22 protein-coding genes are annotated in these 21,398 nt (G+C 69.4%); 5 read left to right on the plus strand and 17 right to left on the minus strand.

Annotated features, from left to right (window positions below; translation table 11 throughout):
- Positions 1–3 precede the first annotated feature (3 nt).
- Positions 4–1,404 (plus strand): cell wall metabolism sensor histidine kinase WalK, encoded by a 1,401-nt coding sequence (locus ASE12_RS04805; protein ID WP_056397623.1) that lies wholly within the window; start codon positions 4–6, stop codon positions 1,402–1,404.
- Entirely contained in the window at positions 1,401–2,060 is a 660-nt protein-coding gene (locus ASE12_RS04810; RefSeq protein ID WP_056397625.1) for a response regulator transcription factor, read from the plus strand. The genes ASE12_RS04805 and ASE12_RS04810 overlap by 4 nt, the downstream gene beginning before the upstream one ends.
- Positions 2,061–2,076: 16 nt before the next feature.
- On the opposite strand, the gene ASE12_RS04815 is transcribed toward ASE12_RS04810, so the two are convergent.
- Together ASE12_RS04815 and ASE12_RS04820 are read right to left on the minus strand one after the other, a co-directional pair.
- Positions 2,077–2,925 carry a serine/threonine-protein kinase gene (locus tag ASE12_RS04815; protein WP_056397628.1) on the minus strand — a complete coding sequence of 283 codons (849 nt, stop codon included), beginning with the start codon at positions 2,923–2,925 and terminating at the stop codon, positions 2,077–2,079.
- Positions 2,925–3,290, minus strand: a complete 366-nt coding sequence (locus ASE12_RS04820) for a hypothetical protein (RefSeq protein WP_056397629.1) — start codon at positions 3,288–3,290, stop codon at positions 2,925–2,927. Before ASE12_RS04820 ends, ASE12_RS04815 begins: the two co-directional genes overlap by 1 nt.
- A 126-nt stretch (positions 3,291–3,416) precedes the next feature.
- Between ASE12_RS04820 and ASE12_RS04825 the strand changes: the two genes are divergently transcribed.
- A complete protein-coding gene (locus ASE12_RS04825) occupies positions 3,417–4,166 on the plus strand; it encodes an SDR family NAD(P)-dependent oxidoreductase (RefSeq protein ID WP_056397633.1) in 750 nt (249 codons plus the stop codon).
- Here ASE12_RS04825 and ASE12_RS04830 read toward each other — a convergent pair.
- The 7 genes from ASE12_RS04830 to rimP all read right to left on the minus strand — a co-directional run bounded on the left by ASE12_RS04830 (position 4,163) and on the right by rimP (position 11,592).
- A complete protein-coding gene (locus ASE12_RS04830; RefSeq protein WP_157412815.1) occupies positions 4,163–5,413 on the minus strand; it encodes a phosphatidylserine/phosphatidylglycerophosphate/cardiolipin synthase family protein in 1,251 nt (416 codons plus the stop codon). The two genes, ASE12_RS04825 and ASE12_RS04830, sit on opposite strands and share 4 nt — an antisense overlap.
- Positions 5,414–5,451: 38 nt before the next feature.
- Complete coding sequence (gene truB, locus ASE12_RS04835; RefSeq protein WP_056397636.1) at positions 5,452–6,333, minus strand: tRNA pseudouridine(55) synthase TruB; 882 nt, start codon at positions 6,331–6,333, stop codon at positions 5,452–5,454.
- Positions 6,326–6,778, minus strand: a complete 453-nt coding sequence (gene rbfA / locus ASE12_RS04840; RefSeq protein WP_056397638.1) for a 30S ribosome-binding factor RbfA — start codon at positions 6,776–6,778, stop codon at positions 6,326–6,328. The genes truB and rbfA overlap by 8 nt, the downstream gene beginning before the upstream one ends.
- An 86-nt stretch (positions 6,779–6,864) precedes the next feature.
- Positions 6,865–9,633 (minus strand): translation initiation factor IF-2, encoded by a 2,769-nt coding sequence (gene infB / locus ASE12_RS04845; RefSeq protein ID WP_056397642.1) that lies wholly within the window; start codon positions 9,631–9,633, stop codon positions 6,865–6,867.
- Positions 9,634–9,795: 162 nt separating this feature from the next.
- A complete protein-coding gene (locus tag ASE12_RS19695) occupies positions 9,796–10,188 on the minus strand; it encodes a YlxR family protein (protein WP_369797160.1) in 393 nt (130 codons plus the stop codon).
- The gene (nusA, locus tag ASE12_RS04850) at positions 10,106–11,140 is read right to left on the minus strand and encodes a transcription termination factor NusA (RefSeq protein ID WP_056397644.1); all 1,035 of its coding nucleotides are present in this window, start codon (positions 11,138–11,140) and stop codon (positions 10,106–10,108) included. Before nusA ends, ASE12_RS19695 begins: the two co-directional genes overlap by 83 nt.
- The gene (gene rimP / locus ASE12_RS04855) at positions 11,140–11,592 is read right to left on the minus strand and encodes a ribosome maturation factor RimP (protein ID WP_056397648.1); all 453 of its coding nucleotides are present in this window, start codon (positions 11,590–11,592) and stop codon (positions 11,140–11,142) included. The genes nusA and rimP overlap by 1 nt, the downstream gene beginning before the upstream one ends.
- 120 nt (positions 11,593–11,712) lie before the next feature.
- Here rimP and ASE12_RS04860 point away from each other — a divergent pair, with 120 nt between their 5' ends.
- Together ASE12_RS04860 and ASE12_RS04865 are read left to right on the plus strand one after the other, a co-directional pair.
- Positions 11,713–12,198, plus strand: a complete 486-nt coding sequence (locus ASE12_RS04860; protein ID WP_157412816.1) for a hypothetical protein — start codon at positions 11,713–11,715, stop codon at positions 12,196–12,198.
- Positions 12,195–12,596: a DUF4439 domain-containing protein gene (locus tag ASE12_RS04865; RefSeq protein ID WP_056397655.1), complete on the plus strand. Its 402-nt coding sequence runs from the start codon at positions 12,195–12,197 to the stop codon at positions 12,594–12,596. The genes ASE12_RS04860 and ASE12_RS04865 overlap by 4 nt, the downstream gene beginning before the upstream one ends.
- Positions 12,597–12,668: 72 nt before the next feature.
- Here ASE12_RS04865 and ASE12_RS04870 read toward each other — a convergent pair whose 3' ends face one another.
- From ASE12_RS04870 to ASE12_RS04905, 8 genes are all read right to left on the minus strand, one after another.
- On the minus strand, positions 12,669–14,408 hold the full coding sequence (locus tag ASE12_RS04870) for a proline--tRNA ligase (protein ID WP_200955077.1): 1,740 nt from the start codon (positions 14,406–14,408) through the stop codon (positions 12,669–12,671).
- 35 nt (positions 14,409–14,443) lie between these two features.
- Positions 14,444–14,806 (minus strand): MauE/DoxX family redox-associated membrane protein, encoded by a 363-nt coding sequence (locus tag ASE12_RS04875; RefSeq protein WP_056397660.1) that lies wholly within the window; start codon positions 14,804–14,806, stop codon positions 14,444–14,446.
- 43 nt (positions 14,807–14,849) lie between these two features.
- Positions 14,850–15,692 carry a GNAT family N-acetyltransferase gene (locus ASE12_RS04880; protein ID WP_056397663.1) on the minus strand — a complete coding sequence of 281 codons (843 nt, stop codon included), beginning with the start codon at positions 15,690–15,692 and terminating at the stop codon, positions 14,850–14,852.
- Between the two features lie 65 nt (positions 15,693–15,757).
- On the minus strand, positions 15,758–16,903 hold the full coding sequence (gene ispG, locus ASE12_RS04885; protein WP_056214930.1) for a flavodoxin-dependent (E)-4-hydroxy-3-methylbut-2-enyl-diphosphate synthase: 1,146 nt from the start codon (positions 16,901–16,903) through the stop codon (positions 15,758–15,760).
- Positions 16,904–16,908: 5 nt separating this feature from the next.
- A complete protein-coding gene (locus ASE12_RS04890) occupies positions 16,909–18,207 on the minus strand; it encodes an RIP metalloprotease (protein WP_056397665.1) in 1,299 nt (432 codons plus the stop codon).
- Positions 18,204–19,406: a 1-deoxy-D-xylulose-5-phosphate reductoisomerase gene (gene dxr, locus ASE12_RS04895; protein WP_056397668.1), complete on the minus strand. Its 1,203-nt coding sequence runs from the start codon at positions 19,404–19,406 to the stop codon at positions 18,204–18,206. Before dxr ends, ASE12_RS04890 begins: the two co-directional genes overlap by 4 nt.
- Positions 19,407–19,561: 155 nt before the next feature.
- On the minus strand, positions 19,562–20,383 hold the full coding sequence (locus tag ASE12_RS04900; RefSeq protein ID WP_056397670.1) for an ABC transporter permease: 822 nt from the start codon (positions 20,381–20,383) through the stop codon (positions 19,562–19,564).
- Complete coding sequence (locus ASE12_RS04905; protein WP_056397672.1) at positions 20,380–21,294, minus strand: ABC transporter ATP-binding protein; 915 nt, start codon at positions 21,292–21,294, stop codon at positions 20,380–20,382. The genes ASE12_RS04900 and ASE12_RS04905 overlap by 4 nt, the downstream gene beginning before the upstream one ends.
- Between the last annotated feature and the right edge of the window lie 104 nt (positions 21,295–21,398).

The following is a 21,398-nucleotide window of genomic DNA, read 5'->3' on the forward strand; positions in this document are numbered from 1 at the left end:
TTGATGGCCCGCTTCACGACGTTGTCGCGCCTCTCGGTGCGGCAGCGTCTCACCGCCGCCGTCGCCCTGCTCACCTCGCTCGCCCTGCTGGCCGTCGGGTCGACGCTGTACGGTCTGGAGTCGCGCCGGATCGACCGCGGCATCGAGACCAGCCTGACGCAGGAGATCGGCGAGTTCCGCGCCCTGCAGTCCGAGCCCGATCCGCAGACCCGCAAGCCCTTCACCTCCGCCGACCGGCTGCTCACGGTGTTCCTCGAGCGCAACCTGCCGGACGACAACGAGGCGCTCTACGGCTTTCGGGCGTCGGGCGGCCCGTCCTACCAAGGCGAGGGCGACAGGCGGCTGCTCGGCTCGGCGCCGTTCCGCAGCCTGGTCGCCCGGCTCGAGACCAAGGGCGGCACGGGCACCGTCACGGTCGGCGGGTCCGAGTACCGCGTCGCGGTGCAGCCCGTCATCCAGGGCGGCTCGACCTCGGCGTTCGTCGTCGCGCACAACGTCAGCGCCAGCCGGGCGGACCTGCGCGAGCTGATGATCACGTACGCCCTGCTCGCCGCGCTCTCGGTCATCATCATCGCCGGGCTCGCCTCGTGGATCGCGGGCCGGCTGCTGAGTCCCGTTCGCCGGCTGCGCGACACCGCGCGGGGCATCTCCGACGGCGACCTCGGCGGCCGGCTTCAGGTCACCGGCCACGACGACCTCTCGGACCTGCAGCAGACCTTCAACGACATGCTCGACCGGCTCGAGTCGGCCTTCGTCACCCAGCGCCAGCTCCTCGACGACGCGGGGCACGAGCTGCGCACGCCGCTCACGATCCTCCGTGGCCACCTCGAGGTCCTCGACGCGTCCGACCCCGACGACGTCGAGGCGACCCGCACCTTGCTGCTCGACGAGACCGATCGCATGTCGCGGCTGGTCGACGACCTCCTGATGCTGGCCAAGGCGCGACGCCCCGACTTCGTCCGCGTGCAACCGACCGACGTCGAGGCCCTGACGCACGGCGTGCTGGACCGCGCCCGCGCGCTGGCCGACCGCACCTGGCTGCTCGACGGCGTCGCGCGCGGCACGGCGCCGATGGACGGCCAAAGGATCACCCAGGCCCTGCTCCAGCTCGCCGACAACGCCGCCCGGCACACTCAGCCCGGCGACGAGATCGGCATCGGCTCGCGCCACCACGAGGGACGCCTGGAGCTGTGGGTACGGGACAGCGGGCCGGGCGTTGCGGCAGAGCTGCGCACCCAGATCTTCGAACGCTTCGCGCGCGGCGACCACGACGACGAGGGCTTCGGACTCGGACTGTCGATCGTACGAGCGATCGCCGAGGCGCACGGCGGAGACGTCGTGCTGGACGACACCGACACCGGGGCGGCGTTCCGCCTCCGCCTGCCGACAGGGGACATCGCATGAACCGCATCCTGATCGTGGAGGACGAGGACCGCATCGCATCGTTCGTCGCCAAGGGGCTGAAGGCCGAGGGCTTCACTCCGACGGTGGTCGGGGACGGCATCACCGGGCTGGACTACGCCCTGACCGGCGAGTTCGACCTCATGGTGCTCGACATAGGGCTGCCCGGCATGGACGGCTTCCGCATCCTCGAACGCGTCACGGCCGAGCGGCCGGCCCTGCCGGTCATCGTGCTGACCGCCCGCGACTCGGTCACCGACACGGTGGCGGCGTTGGAAGGCGGTGCGGCCGACTACATGTCCAAGCCGTTCAAGTTCGGCGAGCTGCTGGCCCGCGTACGGCTGAGGCTGCGACCGCCTGGCGAGCCGGCACCCGACGACGAGCTCTCGGTCGGCGCCGTGCGCGTGGACCTGCGCCGGCGTCGGGCGTACGTCGGAGAGCGGGAGGTCGAGCTGTCAGCGCGTGAGCTGACGCTCGCCGAGGTCCTGATCCGCAACCGCGGCATCGTCCTGTCCCGCGAGCAGCTGCTGTCACAGGTGTGGGGCTACGACTTCGACCCCGGGTCCAACGTCGTCGACGTCTACGTCGGCTATCTCCGCAAGAAGCTCGGTGCCGACCTCGTGACGACCGTGCGGGGCCTCGGCTACCGCGTCGACTGACCCGCGACTCGTACGGTCAGAGGGTGATCTTGAAGCCGGAGAGCCGGGCCTGCGGGAGGCGTTCGAGCATCGGCTCGAGGGCCCGCGCGGCCTCGTCAGGCAGCGGGCGGTCGGCCGGGTCGCTCGACAGGCAGGCGAAGATCAGGTCGCCGAGCGCGGCCGGCACGAAGTCCGGCAGGACGTACGGCTCCTCGGTGAGCTGCAACCAGCGAGGCTCCCGCTCGAACGCGCGATAGCCCGCAGCGGCACGGAACATCGTGGCCCCGAACCCCCACATGTCGCTCGCGTGGCCGATCGTGCCGCGCTCTCCGGGAAGGCACTGCTCGGGAGCCATGTACTCGTCGCTGCCGAGCGGATCGGTCAGCTCGGCGGCCGTTTTGCTCTCCATCGCGATGCTGAAGTCGATGAGCTTCGCCGGGGCGCCCATGATGACGTTGCTGGGCTTCACGTCGAGGTGGCAGACATCCATCCCGCGCAGGTAGTGCAGCGCCGACGCGAGCTCCAGACCGAGCGGCAGCAGCTGGTGCAGCGGCACGTAGCCGTGCTTCGAGATGAGCGATGACAGGCTCGGCCCGTCGATGTTCTCCAGCACCAGGTACGGGCGATCGCCCTCGTCGTCGTACGCGAACACGCGCGCGATGCCCGGGTGGTTGAGCCGGCCCAGCACGTCGACCTCGCGCTGCAGGTCGACACGTGCCGAGTCGGTGACCTGACCCGGCCGGACGACCTTGGCGACGACGGGCGCGTACAGCCGCTCGTCGAACGCGAGCCACGCCTCGTACATCGTGCCGCCGCCGACCGGCTTGACAGCCGTGAGGCCGGGGGCGATCGCGTCGCCCCCGGCCAGGCCCCAGGTGTCGGACATCAGTTGGTGTTCGCGGTCGGCGCCGTGTTCTTCGTCGGCGCGGTGTTCACGGTCTTGACCGTGTTCTTGGTCGGGGCCGTGTTCGCCGTGTTGGTCGTCGGCGACGTGTTGGCGGTGTTCGCCGTGTTGGTCGTCGGCGTCGTGTTGACGGTGTGGTGCGTCGGCGAGTCGGCCTTGCCTGCCTGGTCGTCGTCGGGGTCGTCGTCGAGGTTGGTCGACTGGACCCACGAGGTCGAGGTGTCCTCGCGCTTGACGACCTTGTCGCCGTCCTTGGCCTGGGCGCCGCCGGCGATCGCGACTCCCGCAGTGCCGAGGACGACCGTGCCGGCCAGGGTCACGATGCCGGTGCGTACGAGCTTGTGCATGCTCTTCTCCTTGATCGGTGGTTGCTGATGACCCCAATCTGTCGACCCGGGGTGAGGCACCCATGAGCCCCGCATGAGAGGTCTCTCATGTGGCGGCTGTCGGGGGCCGCGCCTAGCGTCGGACCCATGCCGACCACCCCTGACCTGTCCGTCCTGCGCGACACCACCAGCCTCGTGACGGGTGGCGCCTCTGGCCTCGGCGCCGCTGTCGTCGCCGAGCTCGCTTCCCATGGCGCGCATGTGGTCGTCGTCGATCCGGATGCCGACGCGGCACGCGAGCTGGTGCAGCGCGTCGAGCACCACGGCGGCTCCGCAGAGGCGGTGGTCGCGGACGTACGCGACACCGATCGCCTGGCATGGGCCGTCGACCTGGCCGCCGCGAAGGGCAGTCTGTTCTCGGTCGTCAGCAACGCCGGCGGCTGGGACGGGCTCGCCACCCACTTCCCCGACGCCTCACCGGACGAGTGGTTGCGGGTCGTCGAGCTCAACCTCGTCGCGCCCATGCGCCTGCTGCACCTCGCCCGCACCGCTGTCGTGGACGGCGGCGCGGTCGTCCAGGTGTCGTCGAGCGCAGGCATCGAGTCCACCCCGTACGCCTCGCCGGAGTACGCCGTCGCCAAGGCCGGCATCGCGCGCCTGACGTCCGCGGTGGGTGACTGGGCGAGCCCACGCGTGAGCTGCGTCGTGCCGGGCTGGATCGCCCTCCCCCGGGCGCAGAGCGAGCTGGCCGCGCTCGCCCCGGAGGACCGGCTCTCGGCTCCCCCGCTCGTGCCGGTCGGCCAGGTGACCGACGAGATCGTCCGGTTGATCGTCGATCCGTCCTCCGGCGGCGAGGTCGTGGTGCTCGACGGAGCCGGCCCGCCGCGGCCGCTCTAGAGCAGCGGCCGCAACGGGGCGAGGATCCACTCGCACGCCTTGGCGACAAGCGGCCGCGACGACCACTCGGCCCTCGTCAGCACGCGCGCGTTGGAGGCGTCGGTCTCGAAGACCGTCTCCAGGTGCTGCGCCAGCGCATCGTCGAGGATCTCGAGGTTGATCTCGTAGTTGCCGGTCAGGCTCAGCCGGTCGATGTTGGCCGTGCCGATCGTCGTCCAGCGGCCGTCGATCGTCGCGGTCTTGGCGTGCACCATCCAGTCCTGGTAGAGCAGGATCTCCACCCCACCGTCGAGCAGTTGGGAGTAGAAGCCCCGAGAGAGCCAGTCGGCCACGACGTGGTTGGAGATCTCGGGGACGAGGATCCGCACGCGTACGCCCCGGGCCGCCGCCGCGAGCAGCCCTTCGAGGATGTCGCGGTCGGGGATGAAGTAGGCGGCGGTGATGTAGATGTGGTCGCGCGCCCGGTCGATCGCCTCGATGTACATGCCGCGGATCGGGAACAGCAGCTGCCTCGGGACGTTGCGGTGGGCACGGATCTGCGGCTCCCAGCTCGCGTCGCCGCGCTCCTCGAGCATCCGCGACCGCTTGCTGCGCCGCAGGTTCCAGAAGTCGACGAACGCGTTGTCGAGGTCCCACACCGAGGGGCCCTCGATCTTGAGGTGCGTGTCGCGCCACTCCGAGGCGTACAACGAACCGACGTTGTAGCCACCGACGTAGCCGACCGCGTCGTCGACGACCAGCACCTTGCGGTGGTCGCGTCCCATCTGCCGCGGGCTGAAGAACCGCCAGCCGGTGGCGAACACGGGATAGCGCAGCACGTGGATCGGGGCGGGGAACGTGAGGAAGCTCGGCGGGACCACCAGGTTGGCGAAGCCGTCATAGATCACGTAGACCTCGACGCCGCGCTCGGCCGCGTCGGTCAGCGCCTGCTTGAAGCGCCGGCCCATGTCGTCGGCCTTGATGATGTAGGTCTCGAACAGGATGCGCTCGCGGGCGTTGCCGATCGCCTCGAGCATGTCCTCGAACAGGTCGGAGCCGTACGTGTAGACCGTCGCCGTGTTGCCGGCGCCGACCTCGAGCGGTTCGGGGGCGGTCACCGGGAACGTCTCGTGGCCCTTGCCGCCGCGCATCATCTTGCGCACCTTGGTCGTCACCATGAGCGCCACGACGATCAGGAACTGCGCGGTCACCATCGTGGACAGGGCCCGCTTGAGGATGCCGCGGGTCGACGGTCGGCGCATGCGCATGGTGGCACTCACCCTAGCGAGTCCCGATCCCGCGGTGATCAGACGAAGACGGCGACCGGCTTGGCGACGCCGCCGCGCTGCTCGTAGAGCGCCAGGAACTCCCCCGACGGCGCGAACACCGCGACCGCGCCGGGCGCGCCGAGGTCGATGCCGGTGAGCGGACGGCCGAAGCGCACGTCCGAGGCTTCGCGCTCCGCGAGGTCGTACGACGGGAAGCTCGCGCGCGCCACGTCGTCGAGGCCGGCCACGACGAGGTCCTTCTCGAGCTCCTCGAGCGTGTGGGCCTGGTCGAGCGCGAACGCACCGACGCGCGTGCGGCGCAACATCGTGAGGTGCCCCCCGACACCGAGATCGGCGCCGATGTCGCGGGCCAGGGCCCGGATGTAGGTGCCGCTCGTGCAGACGACCCGCACGTCCACGTCGACCACGTCGCCCTCGACGCGCAGGTCATCGAGCTCGAACACCGAGACCGTGACCGGCCGGGCCTTGAGCTCGACCTCGTCGCCGGCGCGGACCCGTGCGTACGATCGCACGCCGTCGACCTTGATGGCGGAGACCGACGACGGGACCTGCTGGATGTCGCCCGTGTACGCCGGCAGCACCGCGCGTACGGCGGCCTCGTCGATGTGCGAGGCCGGCGTCGACGCGGTGACCTCGCCCTCGGCGTCGTCGGTGACGGTGCTCTGGCCGAGGCGGATCGTCGCGACGTACTCCTTGTCGGCGAGCGTCAGGTGGCCGAGCAGCCGCGTCGCGCGGTTGATGCCCAGCACCAGGATGCCGGTCGCCATCGGGTCGAGCGTTCCGGAGTGGCCGACCTTCTTGGTGCCGGCGATGCGGCGCATGCGGCCGACGACGTCGTGCGACGTCCAGCCGGCCGGCTTGTCGACGACGACCAGGCCCGACACCGGAGCGTCAGTCATCGAGCTCCGCGTCGTCCTCGTCCTCGTCCTCGTCCTTCTTCTTGTACGGATCGGGGTCGCCGGCGTACTGCGCACCCGCGGAGCGCGAGGCGACCTGCTCGTCGGACTCCTTGACCTTGGCCAGCAGGTCCTCGATCTCCTTGGCCGTCTCGGGGACGGCGTCGAGGAAGAACTCGATCGACGGCGTGATGCGGGTGCCGAGCTGCTTGCCGACCTCGGAGCGGATCAGGCCGGTGGCACTGCGCAGCGCCGCCGCGGTCTCCGCACGGGCCGTCTCGTCGCCCATGACGGTGTAGAACACCGAGGCCTGCTGACCGTCACCGGTCATGCGTACGTCGGTGATCGTCACGAAGCCGAGACGCGGATCCTTGACCCGGCGCTCGAGCATCTGCGCGACGATGACCTTGATCCGGTCGGCGACCTTGTGGATCCGAGGTCCAGCCATGATTCCTCCTGGTGTGAGACGTGGTGCGCGGCGTTCCTTGAGCTTGTCGAAAGGATCCTTTCGACAAGCTCAAGGAACATCAGCGCTTAGGCGCGAACCTTCTCGCGCAGCTCGAACGTCTCGACGATGTCGCCGACCTTGATGTCGTTGAAGCCCTTGAGCACGAGACCGCACTCGAAGCCTTCGCGGACCTCGGACACATCGTCCTTCTCGCGGCGCAGGCTGGAGAAGTCGAGGTTGTCCGCGACCACGGAGCCGTCGCGAAGCAGGCGTGCCTTCGCGTTGCGCCGGATCACGCCGCTCGTGACCATGCAACCGGCGATGTTGCCGATCTTGCTGGAGCGGAAGATGTCGCGGATCTCGGCGGTACCGAGCTGCGCCTCCTCGAACTCCGGCTTGAGCAGGCCCTTGAGCGATGCCTCGATCTCCTCGATCGCGTTGTAGATGACCGAGTAGTACTTGATCTCGACACCCTCGCGGTCGGCCAGCTCCGTCGCCTTGCCCTGCGGGCGGACGTTGAAGCCGATGATGACGGCGTTGGACGCGGCGGCCAGCATGACGTTGGTCTCGGTGATCGCACCGACACCGCGGTCGATGACCCGGAGTGCGACCTCCTCGCCGACGTCGATCTGGGCCAGTGCGTCCTCGAGCGCCTCGACCGAACCGGAACCGTCACCCTTGAGGATGAGGAGCAGCTCGTCGGTCTCGCCCTTCTCCATCGAGGACATGAAGTCCTCGAGCGTACGACGGCCGGTGCGCTGTGCCAGGAGGGCGTTGCGCTCGCGCGCCTCGCGCTTCTCGGCGATCTGGCGGGCCAGCCGGTCGTCCGCGACGACCATGAAGTTGTCGCCGGCGCCGGGCACCGCCGTCAGACCCAGCACGAGTGCCGGACGCGACGGGGTGGCTTCCTCGATGTTCTCACCGTGCTCGTCGAGCATGGCGCGAACGCGGCCGAACGCCGGACCGGCGACGATCGAGTCGCCCACCTTGAGCGTTCCGCGGTGGACCAGCACCGTGGCGACAGGTCCCCGACCACGGTCGAGGTGCGCCTCGATGACGAGACCCTCGGCGTTCTGGTTGGGGTTGGCGCGCAGGTCGAGCGAGGCGTCAGCCGTGAGGATGACGGCCTCGAGCAGGTCGTCGAGACCCGTGCCGGCCTTGGCCGAGACGTCGACGAACATCGTGTCGCCGCCGTACTCCTCGGGCACCAGGCCGTACTCGGTGAGCTGGCCACGGGCCTTGGTCGGGTCGGCGTCGGGCTTGTCGACCTTGTTGACCGCGACGACGATCGGCACGCCGGCGGCCTTGGCGTGGTTGAGCGCCTCGACCGTCTGCGGCATGACGCCGTCGTCGGCCGCGACCACGAGGATCGCGATGTCGGTCGCCTGGGCACCACGGGCACGCATGGCGGTGAACGCCTCGTGACCCGGTGTGTCGATCAGGGTGATGCGACGCTCGGTGCCGTCGACCTCGGTGGCGACCTGGTAGGCGCCGATGGTCTGCGTGATGCCACCGGCCTCCTTGTCGACGACGTTGCTGCTGCGCAGCGCGTCGAGGAGCTTGGTCTTTCCGTGGTCGACGTGACCCATGACGGTGACGACGGGCGGACGCGCGGCCAGGTCGGCCTCGTCACCCTCGTCCTCGCCGAACTCGATGTCGAACGACTCGAGCAGCTCGCGGTCCTCGTCCTCGGGCGAGATGACCTCGACGTTGTAGTTGAGCTCTTCGCCCAGCAACATCAGGGTCTCGTCGTTGGCCGACTGCGTCGCCGTGACGACCTCACCGAGGTGGAACAGCACCTCGACGAGCGATGCGGAGTCGCCGCCGATCTTGTCGGCGAAGTCCGCCAGCGAGGAGCCACGCGTCAGGCGAACGGTCTCGCCGTTGCCCTTGCGGACGCGGACGCCGCCGATGGCGGGCGCCTGCATCTGGTCGAATTCCTGACGCTTCGCGCGCTTGCTCTTGCGGCCACGGCGTACGGGACCGCCGGCGCGACCGAACGCACCCTGCGTGCCACCACGCGTGTTGCGGCCACCGGGGCCACCCGTGCGCGGAGGACCGCTGAAGCCGCCTCCGCCGCCGGGAGCGCCACGACCGGGAGCGCCGCCACCACCGGGGCGACCGGCGTAACCGCCGCCGCCTCCACCGGGAGCGCCACGACCCGGTGCACCACCGGGTCCACCGCGACCGGGAGCTCCACCAGGACCGCCACGACCGGGCGCACCGCGACCGGTCGAGGGGCCGGCGAGGCCGGACTGACGCGGCATCATGGCCGGGTTGGGGCGCGGCATGCCGGTTGCGCCACCAGGCGTCGGACCACCGGCACGTGCAGCCGGCGGACGCGGAGCCTGCATGCCCTGCGTCGACGAGAACGGGTTGTTGCCGGGACGGGCACCGGGTGCCTTGGGGCCGGGACGGGGTCCGGGCGCAGCCGGAGCCGAGGATGCCGCAGCAGCGGGCGCCTCGGGCTCGGCAGCGGGGGCCGGCGTCTCGGCGACCGGGGTCGGCTCGGGCTCGGGCGCGGGCGTCGGGGCGACCCGAGGTCCGGGCGTCGGGCCGGGCGTGCGCGTCGGGGCAGGGGCAGCGGGCGCAGCAGCCTCGGCCGGGGCCGGTGCGGCCTCGGGCTCGGCCTTTGCGGCGGGTGCTGCCTTCTTGGCGGCGGCCTTGCCGCCAGACTTCTTGGCGCCCTGCGCGCGCAGGGCTTCTCCGTGCTCCTCGTTGAGGCGCCGGACGACGGGGGCTTCTACGGTCGAGGAGGCCGACTTCACGTACTCACCCATGTCTTTCAGGGTGGACAGGACGACCTTGCTCTCGACACCGAACTCGCGTGCGAGCTCGTGGACTCTTACAGCCACTCTTCTCCTTCAGGGGGGTCCGACCCCGAAGGAGGATCAGACCACTAGTTGACGAACGTGCTCATTGCGCAGTACTCATCGCGCAGTACTCACTTGGTCTTCATGAGCGAAGTGCTCCGATTTCGTGTCGTGAAGCGCCCATCACGTGGACGCTCCTGGTGGTCAAGCTGTTGGCCCCGGATCCTCGACCAGAGCCGCCACGGCGCTCAGGTCGAGCGGCCCCTCGACTCGAAGGGCCCGACCGAACGCCTTGCGGCGAGTCGCGAGCTCCAGGCACCGGGCCGTGGGATGCAGGTGCGCCCCTCGTCCCGGAAGCGTTCCGTGCGGATCAGGTGTCACGACCGTGGCCGTGGGCTCCTGAACTGCGACGACTCGCACCAGAGTGGTCTTGTCCGCACGTTGCCTGCAACCGATGCACGTCCGGACGACCTCGACCAGTCTACCCGTTTCGCGAAGCGGTCGCGCCATCGAGTCACGCGCCTTCGGTGCGGGGCGCCTCGGTGTCCGAGCGGATGTCGATGCGCCAGCCCGTGAGCTTGGCGGCGAGGCGGGCATTCTGGCCCTCCTTGCCGATCGCGAGCGACAGCTGGAAGTCGGGCACGACGACGCGCGCTGAGCGGGTGGCCTGGTCGACGAGGGTCACGCCCTTGACCTGCGACGGCGACAGCGCGTGAGCGATGAACTCCGCGGGGTCGTCGCTGTAGTCGACGATGTCGATCTTCTCGCCGTGCAGCTCGTGCATCACGTTGCGCACGCGCTGCCCCATGGGCCCGATGCAGGCGCCCTTGGCGTTGACGCCCGGCACGTTGGCCCGCACCGCGATCTTGCTCCGGTGGCCGGCCTCGCGGGCGATCGCGACGATCTCGACCGAGCCGTCGGCGATCTCGGGTGCCTCGAGGGCGAACAGCAGCTTGACCAGGTTGGGGTGCGTCCGCGAGACCTTGACCCGTGGTCCACGCAGGCCCTTCTCGACCTCGTAGACGTACGCCTTGAGGCGCTCGCCGTGGGCGTACTTCTCCTCGGGCACCCGCTCGGAGGCGACGAGGATCGCCTCGATGCGGCCGAGGTCGAGCGCGACGTCACCGGGGCGGCTCTGCTGGATCACGCCGGAGACGATGTCGCCGACCTTGCCGGCGAACTCGCCGTACTTGGACTCGTCCTCCGCGTCGCGGATGCGCTGCATGATGAGCTGGCGGGCGATCGTCGCGGCGAAGCGACCGAAGTCCTCAGGCGTGTCGTCGAACTCCGCTGTGTACTGCGGCGCAGGCCGCTCCTGCGGCTCCTCGCCCTCGGCGGGCTCGGGCGGCAGCTCGGTCTCGATGCGCTCCTTGGCCCAGACCGTCACGTGCCCGCTCTTGCGGTCGAGCTCGACCCGCGCGTGCGGGTGGGAACCACCGGTCTTGTGATAGGCGGACAGCAGAGCCGTCTCGATCGCTTCGACGACGACGTCGAAGGAGATGTCCTTCTCGTGCTCGAGGGCGCGCAATGCGGCCATGTCGATGTCCATCAGGCGTCCTTCCTGTTCAGCTCGGTTTGCACGAGCGCTGTGCTGATCTGGTCATAGGCCAGCCGTTGGCTGGTGTTGCGGCCCTGGATCTCGACACCCTCGTCGTCGCTCTCGCCGATGCGGCCGTCGATCGACGAGTCGTCGGCGAGCCGCAGGCGTACGAGCCGACCGGCGTTGCGACGCCAGTGGCGGGGTTCGGTCAGGGGTCGGTCGACACCGCGCGAGGTGACCTCGAGCGTGTAGGGCTGCGACCCCATCACGTCGGAGGCGTCGAGCTCCTCGGAGAGCGCACGGGTGGCGTCGGTGATGTGGTCGATGCCGACTCCACCGTCACGGTCGAGCGCGATGCGCAGGACCCGCTTGTTGCCGGCCGGGGTGAGCTCGATCGCCTCGAGGTCGAAACCGAGAGCCGACACACATTCATCCACGAGAGTCGCGAGTCGTTGGTCCATGGCTCGTCCTCCAGTGTTCACTTGTGATCCGGCTGGTGTCGGCACCGGCATCGGTGTCGGGTCCACCCTACCCAACCGGCGGCCCTCCGGTGAACGCGACGAGTCGGCTAGCCTGCCGTGGTGATCAGCCGACGCGCGCTCCTGGGAACGGGCGCAGCCACCGTGGCCGTCGCCGCGGGTCTCGGCGGTGCCGCCCTGGCCCACCGGCTCGACGATCTCGCCCGCGGCGTCGGCGTCGAGCCCCACAAGGAGCCCGATCCGGCCGACGACCGGCTCATCGCCCGCATCGCCGCAGACCAGAACGCCTTGCTCGCACGAGTCGAGGCCACGGCAGTCAAGCACCCCAAGCTCGCGCTGAAGCCGTACGTCGCCATCAGCACGGCGCACGCCAAGGCTGTCGGCGTCCCTGCGGTCGTCCCCGACGTCGCCGCCCCGTCGGCCGACCCCACGACGGCCGTCAGCGCACTGGCATCGGCCTACTCCCTGGCGTCGAAGGCCCGCGCAGCAGATTCCGTGCGGGCCACCTCCCCCGCACTTGCCCGCGTCCTGTCGTCGATGTCGGCGGGCCTCGCCCAGTGCGCGCGCGGGGTCGGTGAGCTGCGATGACGTCGACCGAGACGCTGCAGGACTGGCTCGCGCTCGAGCACGAGGCGGTGTGGCTCTATCCCGTCATCGGCGCGCGGTTCGGCGGCCTGGCCGACCGGGCACGCAGGTCGTACGAGAAGCACGGCGACGTGCGCGACGGCCTGCTGGCCCGCCTGCACCAGCTGCACGTCGAGCCGGTCCCGACCGCCCTGTCGTACGACGTGGGGCGGCTGCGGACCAGGCCCCGAGCGCTGACCGCGACCCGCCAGCTCGAGCGTGACATCGCCGCGGTGTGCCTCACGCTGGCCGGTGACAGCACCGGCGACCTGCGGACGTACGCGACGAACGGGTTGCGTCGCGCCGCCCTGGCCGAGCTGACCTGGGGCGGCCGACCGTCAGCGTTCCCCGGCCTGTCCTGAGCCCCGAGATGTGGATGCTGGTGCACCACGCAACCTCGTAGCGTGGTGCACCGCGATCCAAATCTCGGGGACTCAGCCGCGCAGGTGGGCGATGAGGTCGGCGAGCGGCACGTCGGTACGTTCTCCGGTCGCGCGGTCCTTGACCTCCACGACGCCGTCGACGAACCCCTTGCCGACCACGACGATCGTGGGTACGCCGATCAGCTCGGCGTCCTTGAACTTCACGCCGGGCGAGACCTTGCCGAGACGGTCGTCGAAGAGCACCTCGAGGCCCTCGCCGATCAGGTCCTGGTAGACCTGCTCCGCTCCGGCGACCACTGCCTCGTCCTTGCCGGCGAGGACCAGGTGCACGTCGAACGGCGAGAGCTCTTTGGGCCAGACGAGGCCGAGGTCATCGTGCGCGTACTCGGCGACCGCCGCGACCGCGCGTGAGACACCGACACCGTACGAGCCCATCGTCACCGTGACGAGCTTGCCGTTCTCGTCGAGCACCTTGAGGCCGAGCGCGTCGGCGTAGAGCCGGCCGAGCTGGAAGATGTGGCCCATCTCGATGCCGCGGGCGAGCTCGAGCGGCCCTGAACCGTCAGGTGCGGGGTCTCCGGGGCGAATCTCGGCGGCCTCGATCGTGCCGTCGGGGGTGAAGTCGCGTCCGGCGACGAGGTCGATGACGTGCGAGCCCTCGACGTTGGCACCGGTGACCCAGCGGGTGCCCTCGACGACGCGGGGGTCGACGAGGTAGCGGATGCCGGAGTCGCTCTCGGCGCCGAGCGCACCCGGTCCGATGTAGCCCTTGACCAGCGCCGGGTTGGCGGCGAAGTCCTTGTCCTCGAACGGCTCGACCTCGGCCGGCGTGACGACCGCCTCGAGGCGCTTGGCGTCGACCTCACGGTCACCCGGCAGGCCGATCGCGAGCGGTTCGCGGGTGCCGTCGGGGTGGCGCAGGATCACGAGCACGTTCTTGAGCGTGTCGGACGCGGCCCAGGGGCGGTCGTCGCGCGGGAACGCTTCGTTGAGGTGCGCCACGAGCGTGTCGATCGTGGGGGTGCCGGGAGTCTGCTCCGCATGAGCGGCGGGAGCGTCGTCGTACGGGATGGCGTCGGGCACGACGGTCGTGACGGCCTCGACGTTGGCGGCGTAGCCACCGGGCGAGCGTACGAACGTGTCCTCACCGGTCTCGGAGACCGCGAGGAACTCCTCGCTCGCCGACCCACCCATCGCGCCGGACTGAGCGTGCACGATGACGTACTCGAAGCCCAGACGGTCGAAGATGCGCACGTACGCCTCGCGGTGCGCCTGGTAGGACGCCGCCAGACCCTCGTCGTCGACGTCGAACGAGTAGGAGTCCTTCATGATGAACTCGCGCCCGCGCAGGATGCCCGCACGGGGGCGCGCCTCGTCGCGGTACTTCGTCTGGATCTGGTAGAGGCTCAGGGGCAGGTCCTTGTAGGACGAGTAGAGGTCTTTGACCAGCAGCGTGAAGAACTCCTCGTGCGTCGGGCCGAGCATCATGTCGTTGCCCTTGCGGTCCTTGAGCCGGAACACGTTGGGGCCGTAGTCGGTCCAGCGCCCCGAGGCCTCGTAGGGCTCGCGGGGCAGCAGCGCCGGGAAGCGCACCTCCTGCGAGCCGATCGACTCCATCTCCTCGCGGATGATCTTCTCGACGTTGGCGAGGACCTTGAGGCCGAGCGGCAGCCAGGAGTAGATGCCAGGGGCCACGCGACGGACGTAGCCGGCGCGCACCAGGAGCTTGTGGCTCGGCACCTCGGCGTCGGCCGGATCGTCGCGGAGCGTACGCAGGAAGAGCCGGGACATTCGCATGATGACGACCTTATTCGGTCGGCCTCACGTCAGCTGCGGGCGGCCTTCATCGCGATGCGGATCATCGGCAGCTGCAGCGGGAGACGCAGCACGGTGCCGAGCGTGAACCACCACGGCTTGCGCGAGTCGCGCGCCGCGTCCAGCGACATCTGCACGTTGGCCGGGAACACCGCCACGAGCAGTGCGGCCGAACCCAGTCCACCCAGGCGCCGCCCGCGGGGATGCAGCAGCATCCCGGCCAGGGCAAGCTCCGCCGCACCCGAGATCTGCACGAGCTCACGCTTGCGCGGCAGGGGCTTGGGCACGATCGCTTCGTACGTGCGAGGGCTCACGAAGTGCAGCACACCGGAAACCGTGAAGATGGCGGCGAGGACCTTGATGTCACGACTCATGCTGCGAGCGTAGTGGCGGGCGCGAGTGCCGGCTGGTCGAGTCTCAGAGCAGGATCGACGCGAACGTCGCCGTCTGCTCGAAGCCGACGCGTTCGTACGCTCGGCGGGCCGGCGTGTTGTGGTCGTTGACGTAGAGGGTGACGATCGACGCCACCGTCGCGCGGGCCTGCTGCACGACCGCAGCGAGCGCGGGAGCGGCGATGCCCTGCCCTCGCAGGTCCGGCCTGACGTAGACGCCCTGGATCTGGCAGGCGTAGGGCGTCGCGGCGCCGACCTCGGCCTTGAACAGCACGTCGCCGTCCTCGATGATCGCGAACGCCCACCCCTGCGAGATCAGCTGTGCGACGCGCGCGCGGTAGCCGCTGCGGTTGCCGATCTCGGGGTCGACGCCGACCTCCTCGGTGAACATCGCGACGCAGGCCGGATAGACCGTGTCGAACTCGTCGAGGACCACCGGTCGTACGCGCGGGTCGGGGCGCAGGTGGCTGTCGTGCTCGAGCACCATGAACGGCTGGTCGAGGCGCGGCGAGCGAGCCGGGCCCCAGTGCGGCTCGAGGCGTTTCCACATCGGCAGCACGGCGTCGCGCGGCCCGACGATCGACGACGGCCGCACGTTGTCGGAGATCGCCTGCTCAGCGAACGCCTCGACGGCGGCCGGAGTGGCCTGCGCCGGTACGACGTTGGCACCGGCGTGGCACGCCGAGACCAGAGCACCGTCCTCGAAGTAGCCCCAGACCTGCCCGCCCAGCCAGCGGGTCTGCAGCTTGGTGGCGTCGACGCGGTTGCGGATGAACAGGTTGACCAGCGGATCGCGGTCGAGGAGCGCGTTGAGCTCAGGCAGGTCAGACGTCGTCAGCGGACGGACGTGCGTCGTCGTCTTGAGCACAGCGCCTCCCTGGGTGGTGTCACCAGCCTACGACGGAGTGGGGGCGGGTGCCCGCGGCGCACCGCTCAGCTGACGGTGACGGCCGGCGAGCCGCCCTCGACGGGCTCCATGCCCTCGGCGATGCGCATGGCTTCCTCGATCAACGTCTCGACGATCTTGGACTCCGGCACGGTCTTGATGACCTCGCCCTTGACGAAGATCTGGCCCTTGCCGTTGCCGGACGCCACGCCCAGGTCGGCCTCGCGGGCCTCCCCCGGTCCGTTGACGACGCAGCCCATGACGGCGACGCGCAGCGGCACCTCCATGCCCTCGAGGCCGGCGGTGACCTCCTCGGCGAGCGTGTAGACGTCGACCTGGGCGCGACCACACGACGGGCACGACACGATCTCGAGCTTGCGCTCGCGCAGGTTGAGCGACTGCAGGATCTGCAGGCCGACCTTGACCTCCTCGACCGGCGGGGCCGACAACGAGACGCGGATCGTGTCGCCGATGCCCTGGCTCAGCAGCGCGCCGAACGCCGTGGCGCTCTTGATCGTGCCCTGGAACGCCGGCCCGGCCTCGGTGACGCCGAGGTGCAGCGGCCAGTCGCCGCGCTGCGACAGCTGCTCGTACGCCTGCACCATCACGACTGGGTCGTTGTGCTTGACCGAGATCTTGAAGTCGTGGAAGTCGTGCTCCTCGAACAGCGACGCCTCCCACACGGCGGACTCGACGAGCGCCTCGGCGGTCGCCTTGCCGTACTTGTCGTAGATGCGCTTGTCGAGCGAGCCGGCGTTGACGCCGATGCGGATCGAGACGCCGGCATCCTTGGCGGCGCGGGCGATCGCGCCGACCTGGTCGTCGAACTTGCGGATGTTGCCGGGGTTGACCCGGACGGCCGCGCAGCCCGCGTCGATCGCCGCAAAGACGTACTTGGGCTGGAAGTGGATGTCGGCGATGACCGGGATGTTGGAGTGCTTGGCGATCTCCGGCAGCGCGTCGGCGTCGTCCTGGCTCGGGCACGCCACACGCACGATGTCGCAGCCAGCCGCGGTGAGCTCGGCGATCTGCTGCAGCGTCGTGTTGACGTCGGAGGTCAGCGTCGTGGTCATCGACTGCACCGAGATGGGTGCGTCGCCGCCGACGTCGACCGTGCCGACCTTGATCTTGCGCGTCTTGCGCCGCGGTGCCAGCACCGGAGGCGGCATGGCGGGGAGTCCGAGATCTGTCATGGTTTTCAGCTCAATTTCACGGGGTTGACGATGTCGGCGTAGATCAGGATCACACTCATCAGCATAAGGAGGGCACCCACGGCGTAGGCGACCGGCAACATCTTGGCGACGTCGACGTATCCGGGGTCGGGCCGGCCGCGCATCCGGGCGATCCCACGGCGCACGGCCTCGTAGAGCGCACCGGCGATGTGTCCGCCGTCGAGCGGCAGCAGCGGGATGAAGTTGAACAGGGCGAGGAACAGGTTGAGCCCCGCGAGCAGCACCAGCACGCGCTGGATCCGCTCGCCCCAGGTCGGGTCGTCGACGGTGACCATCTCACCGGCGACGCGGCTCGCGCCGACCACGCTGATCGGCCCGTCGGCGTCGCGCTTGCCGCCGAACGCGGCCTTGGTGACGTCGACCATGCGCTGCGGCAGGTGGGCGATCGCCTGGGCCGTGCCCTTGACGTACGTCCCCATGGTCGACACGACGTAGCCGGGACCCTGGCGGACGTACGACTCGGTGGGCGCGACGCCCAGGAAGCCGACGTCGACGGTCTTGGTCGGGTCGTCGATGTCAGCACGCGCGAGGACCGACGTGGCGACGCTGACCTCGCGCGGCTTGCCGTCGCGCTCGAAGCCGATGTCGGCCTCACGGGAGCCGTTGGCGCGGATGAGCTTGGTGAGCTCGTCCCACGACGAGACCTGGTGCCCGTTGAACGAGGTGATCTTGTCGCCCGGGAGCAACCCGGCCTTCTTGGCCGGGGTGACCGGGTCCTTCGACGTGCAGGTGCGGCCGGCCTCGGCGTCGCTGATGGCACAGTCGGACACCGTCTGGACCGTCGTGGACGGCTTGAGCGCACCGAAGCCCATGAACACGATCGTGAACAGCACGATCGCGATGAGGACGTTGACCATCGGGCCGCCGGCCATGACGATCAGCTTCTGCCACCACGGCTTGCGGTAGAACAGCCGGTCGAGGTCCTTGTCGTCGACGTGCTCGTACTCGGCGTTGCGGGCGTCCGAGATCAGCTGGGTGAACAACCCCGTGTTGGTCTTGCGCACCTCGTGCGGGTCGGCGTCCTTGGCCGGCGGCAGCATGCCGACGAGCTTGACGTAGCCGCCGAGCGGGATCGACTTGATGCCGTACTCGGTCTCGCCGCGCTTGACCGACCACACGGTGTTGCCGAAGCCCACGAAGAACTGGGTGACCTTGATGCCGAACTTCTTGGCCGGCAGCATGTGGCCGAGCTCGTGCAGGCCGATCGAGACGGCGACGCCGATGATGAACCCCACGACTCCGAGGGTGTAGATCAGCGCGTTCATCGTTTCTCCACCAGCTCCGCGGCCCGGGTGCGGGCCCATGCATCGGCGCCGAGCACGCCGTCGAGGGTCAGGTCCTGGCGGGCGACGTCCGGATCGGCAAGATGCTCGTCGAGGACGATGCCCACCGTGTCCACTATGCCGAGGAAGTCCAAGTCGCCGGCCACGAATGCGTCGACACACACCTCGTTGGCGGCGTTGAACACGGCGGGTCCCGTACGCCCGAACGTGCCGGCCTTGCGCGCCAGGCTCACGGCGGGAAACGCCTCGTCGTCGAGCGGGAAGAACTCCCACGTTGCCGGCTGCGTCCAGTCGCACCCCGCGGCGGCATCGGGCACGCGGTCGGGCCAGGCGAGACCGAGGGCGATCGGCAGCTTCATGTCCGGCGGCGACGCCTGGACCATGGTGGCGCCGTCGATGAACTCGACCATCGAGTGGACGATCGACGGCGGGTGCACCACGACATCGATGCGATCGAAGCCGATGTCGAACAGCAGGTTGGCCTCGATCACCTCGAGCCCCTTGTTGACCAGCGTTGCGGAGTTGATCGTGATGACCGGGCCCATGTCCCACGTCGGGTGCGCCATCGCTTCAGCAGGCGTGACGTCGGCGAGCTCTGCGCGCGTACGACCCCGGAACGGGCCGCCACTGGCGGTGACGATGAGCCGGCGGACCTCGTCGCGCCGTTCGCCCCGCATGGCCTGGGCGAGGGCGGAGTGCTCGGAGTCGACCGGCACCAGCTGGCCGGGCTTGGCGGCGCCGATCACGAGCTCGCCGCCGATGATCAGCGACTCCTTGTTGGCGAGCGCCAAGGTCGTACCTGCTTCGAGCGCGGCCAGCGTCGGGAGCAGCCCGACGGCACCGGTCATGCCGTTGAGCACCACGTCGCACTCGATGCGCGCGACGTCGACCGCCGCATCGGGCCCGGCGAGGAGACGAGGCACGCGGTGGTCGCCCTGGGCGTACCCCTTGCGCTGTGCCTCCGCGTAGAGCGCGAGCTGCACGTCCTCAGCTGCACTCGCCTTGGCGACGGCGACGAGCGGCACGTCGAACGCGATCGCCTGCTCGGCGAGCAGGCGCGGGTTGCCGCCACCGGCGGCCAGCGCGACGACCTCGAACCGATCGGGGTTGGCGGCGATGACCTCGAGGGCCTGGGTCCCGATGGATCCCGTTGAGCCGAGTACGGCGACACGCTTGCGCATCCCACCATTGTCCCTGATGCGCCCCCGGTGACCTACTGGCCCGGAGATGCAGGATGGCGACCTCCCCGAAGGGAAGTCGCCATCCTGGGTGAGCCCCGGAGCGGCGGCAGACGAGGGATGTCCTGTCGCCGCGCCCCCTCCGCCCCGGGAGATCGTTACTTGACCTCGGTCTTCAGCACCCGGCGCAGACCGACGAGGCCGGGGACGACGACCCACAACAGGAGCGCGAAGATGAACCGGACGTAGTCGATCGCCCCGACGCTCACGGCGTTGCCGTCGAAGTCCTCCCCGGTGGACAGCGGCGCCGCCGCGTAGTTGAAGTCCAGCCAGGGGATGAGGTCCTTGGCCCAGTCGAAATTGAAGTACAGGGGCGGGTAGACCATCATCGGCAGCAGCAGCGCGACGATGTAGAACACCACGATCGTGGCCGCTGAGTTGAGGAAGAGCATCGAGAGCGCGAACGCCATCAGGAAGAACGCGATCTGGAGTCCAGCTGCCCACACCACGTCCGACACGCTGAGGTTCCAGACGGTGTCGTATCCGCCGACCGAGGCGCCCAGGACGTTGCCGACGGCTCCCAGCAGGATGGCGATGACGATCGTCGTGACCGCGAGCACCAGGACCGCAGCAAGCTTCGCGCCGATGATCTTGCTGCGACGCGGCTCGAGGGTGAACAGCGAGAGGTGACTCCGCTGCCCCCACTCCCCTGTAATCGTCACGATCGCAAAGACGGGAAGGAGCAGCGACAACGGGATCGACATGATCTGGGAGAAGCCCGCTGCCTTGATGACCGTGCCGTCGTCCAGGCCCACGACCAGGAGGCAGATGCCCAGCGTGAGGACGATCAGGATCCCGGTGGAGATCATCAGCCACATGCTGGCTCGCGTGTCGAACATCTTCCGGAGCTCGACCTTGAACAGCCGGCTGAACGGGACCGCCGGCTTGCTGGTGTCGATGGTGGCTACTGCGGTGCTCATGACTGTGCTCCTTCGGTGGGGATGACCTCGCGCTGCGTGTCGGAGGTGAGCTCGAGGAACATCTCCTCCAGGCCTGCACCCTCCGCGGGTCGCAGCTCGATGAGCGCGACCCCTGCGGCGGCAGCAGCCTTGCCGACCTGTTCGGGCGTGGATTCCGTACGGAGTCCGCCGTCGCCCGACGGCTTCGAGGTGAGACCGGCAGTGGTCAGCGCGTTCGCGAGGGCCGACATGTCGCCGGCCTTGACGAACGTCCCGGCGGTCTGCAGGAGCTCCGCCTTGGTGCCCTCGGCGACGATCCTGCCGTGTCCGATGACGATGATCTCGTCGGCGATGATCTCGATCTCGTGCAGCAGGTGCGACGACAGCAGCACGGTGCCGCCACGGTTGGCGTACTCGCGGAGCAGGCTGCGCATCCAGTGGATGCCGGCCGGGTCGAGGCCGTTGGCCGGCTCGTCCAGGATCAGGATCTTGGGATCACCCAGCAGCGCGTTGGCGATGCCGAGGCGCTGCCGCATGCCGAGCGAGTAGTTGCGCACGCGGCGCTTCGACTCCTCCGGTGTCAGGCTGACGAGCTTGATCATCTCGTCGACGCGTGACATCGGGAGGCCCATCGTCAGGGCGCTGAGCGTCAGGATCTCCCGTCCGGTGCGGCCTGCGTGCTGCGCCGAGGCGTCCAGCAGCACACCGACCTGGGTGCCGGGGTTCGGGATGTCGTGATAGTGGACGCCGGCGACGCGCGCGTCACCTGCGGTGGGAAGCGTGAGGCCGGCCATGATGCGCATCGTGGTCGACTTGCCGGCCCCGTTCGGGCCGAGGAAGCCGGTGACCGTGCCGGGCTCGCACTCGAATGAGATGTCGTCGACGGCTTTGAAGCCGCCGTACGTCTTGGTGAGTCCTTCAACTGTGATCATGACACCCAGTCTGCCCGCGGGGAGGTGCACAAACATCGGTCGAGCGACCATTGATCGCTAGCCGAAAGTATGAGAAGGGCGAGCCGATAGACCGTCGTGCCTCA

It is taken from the genome of Aeromicrobium sp. Root236 (assembly GCF_001428805.1).
Classification (GTDB): Bacteria; Actinomycetota; Actinomycetes; order Propionibacteriales; family Nocardioidaceae; genus Aeromicrobium.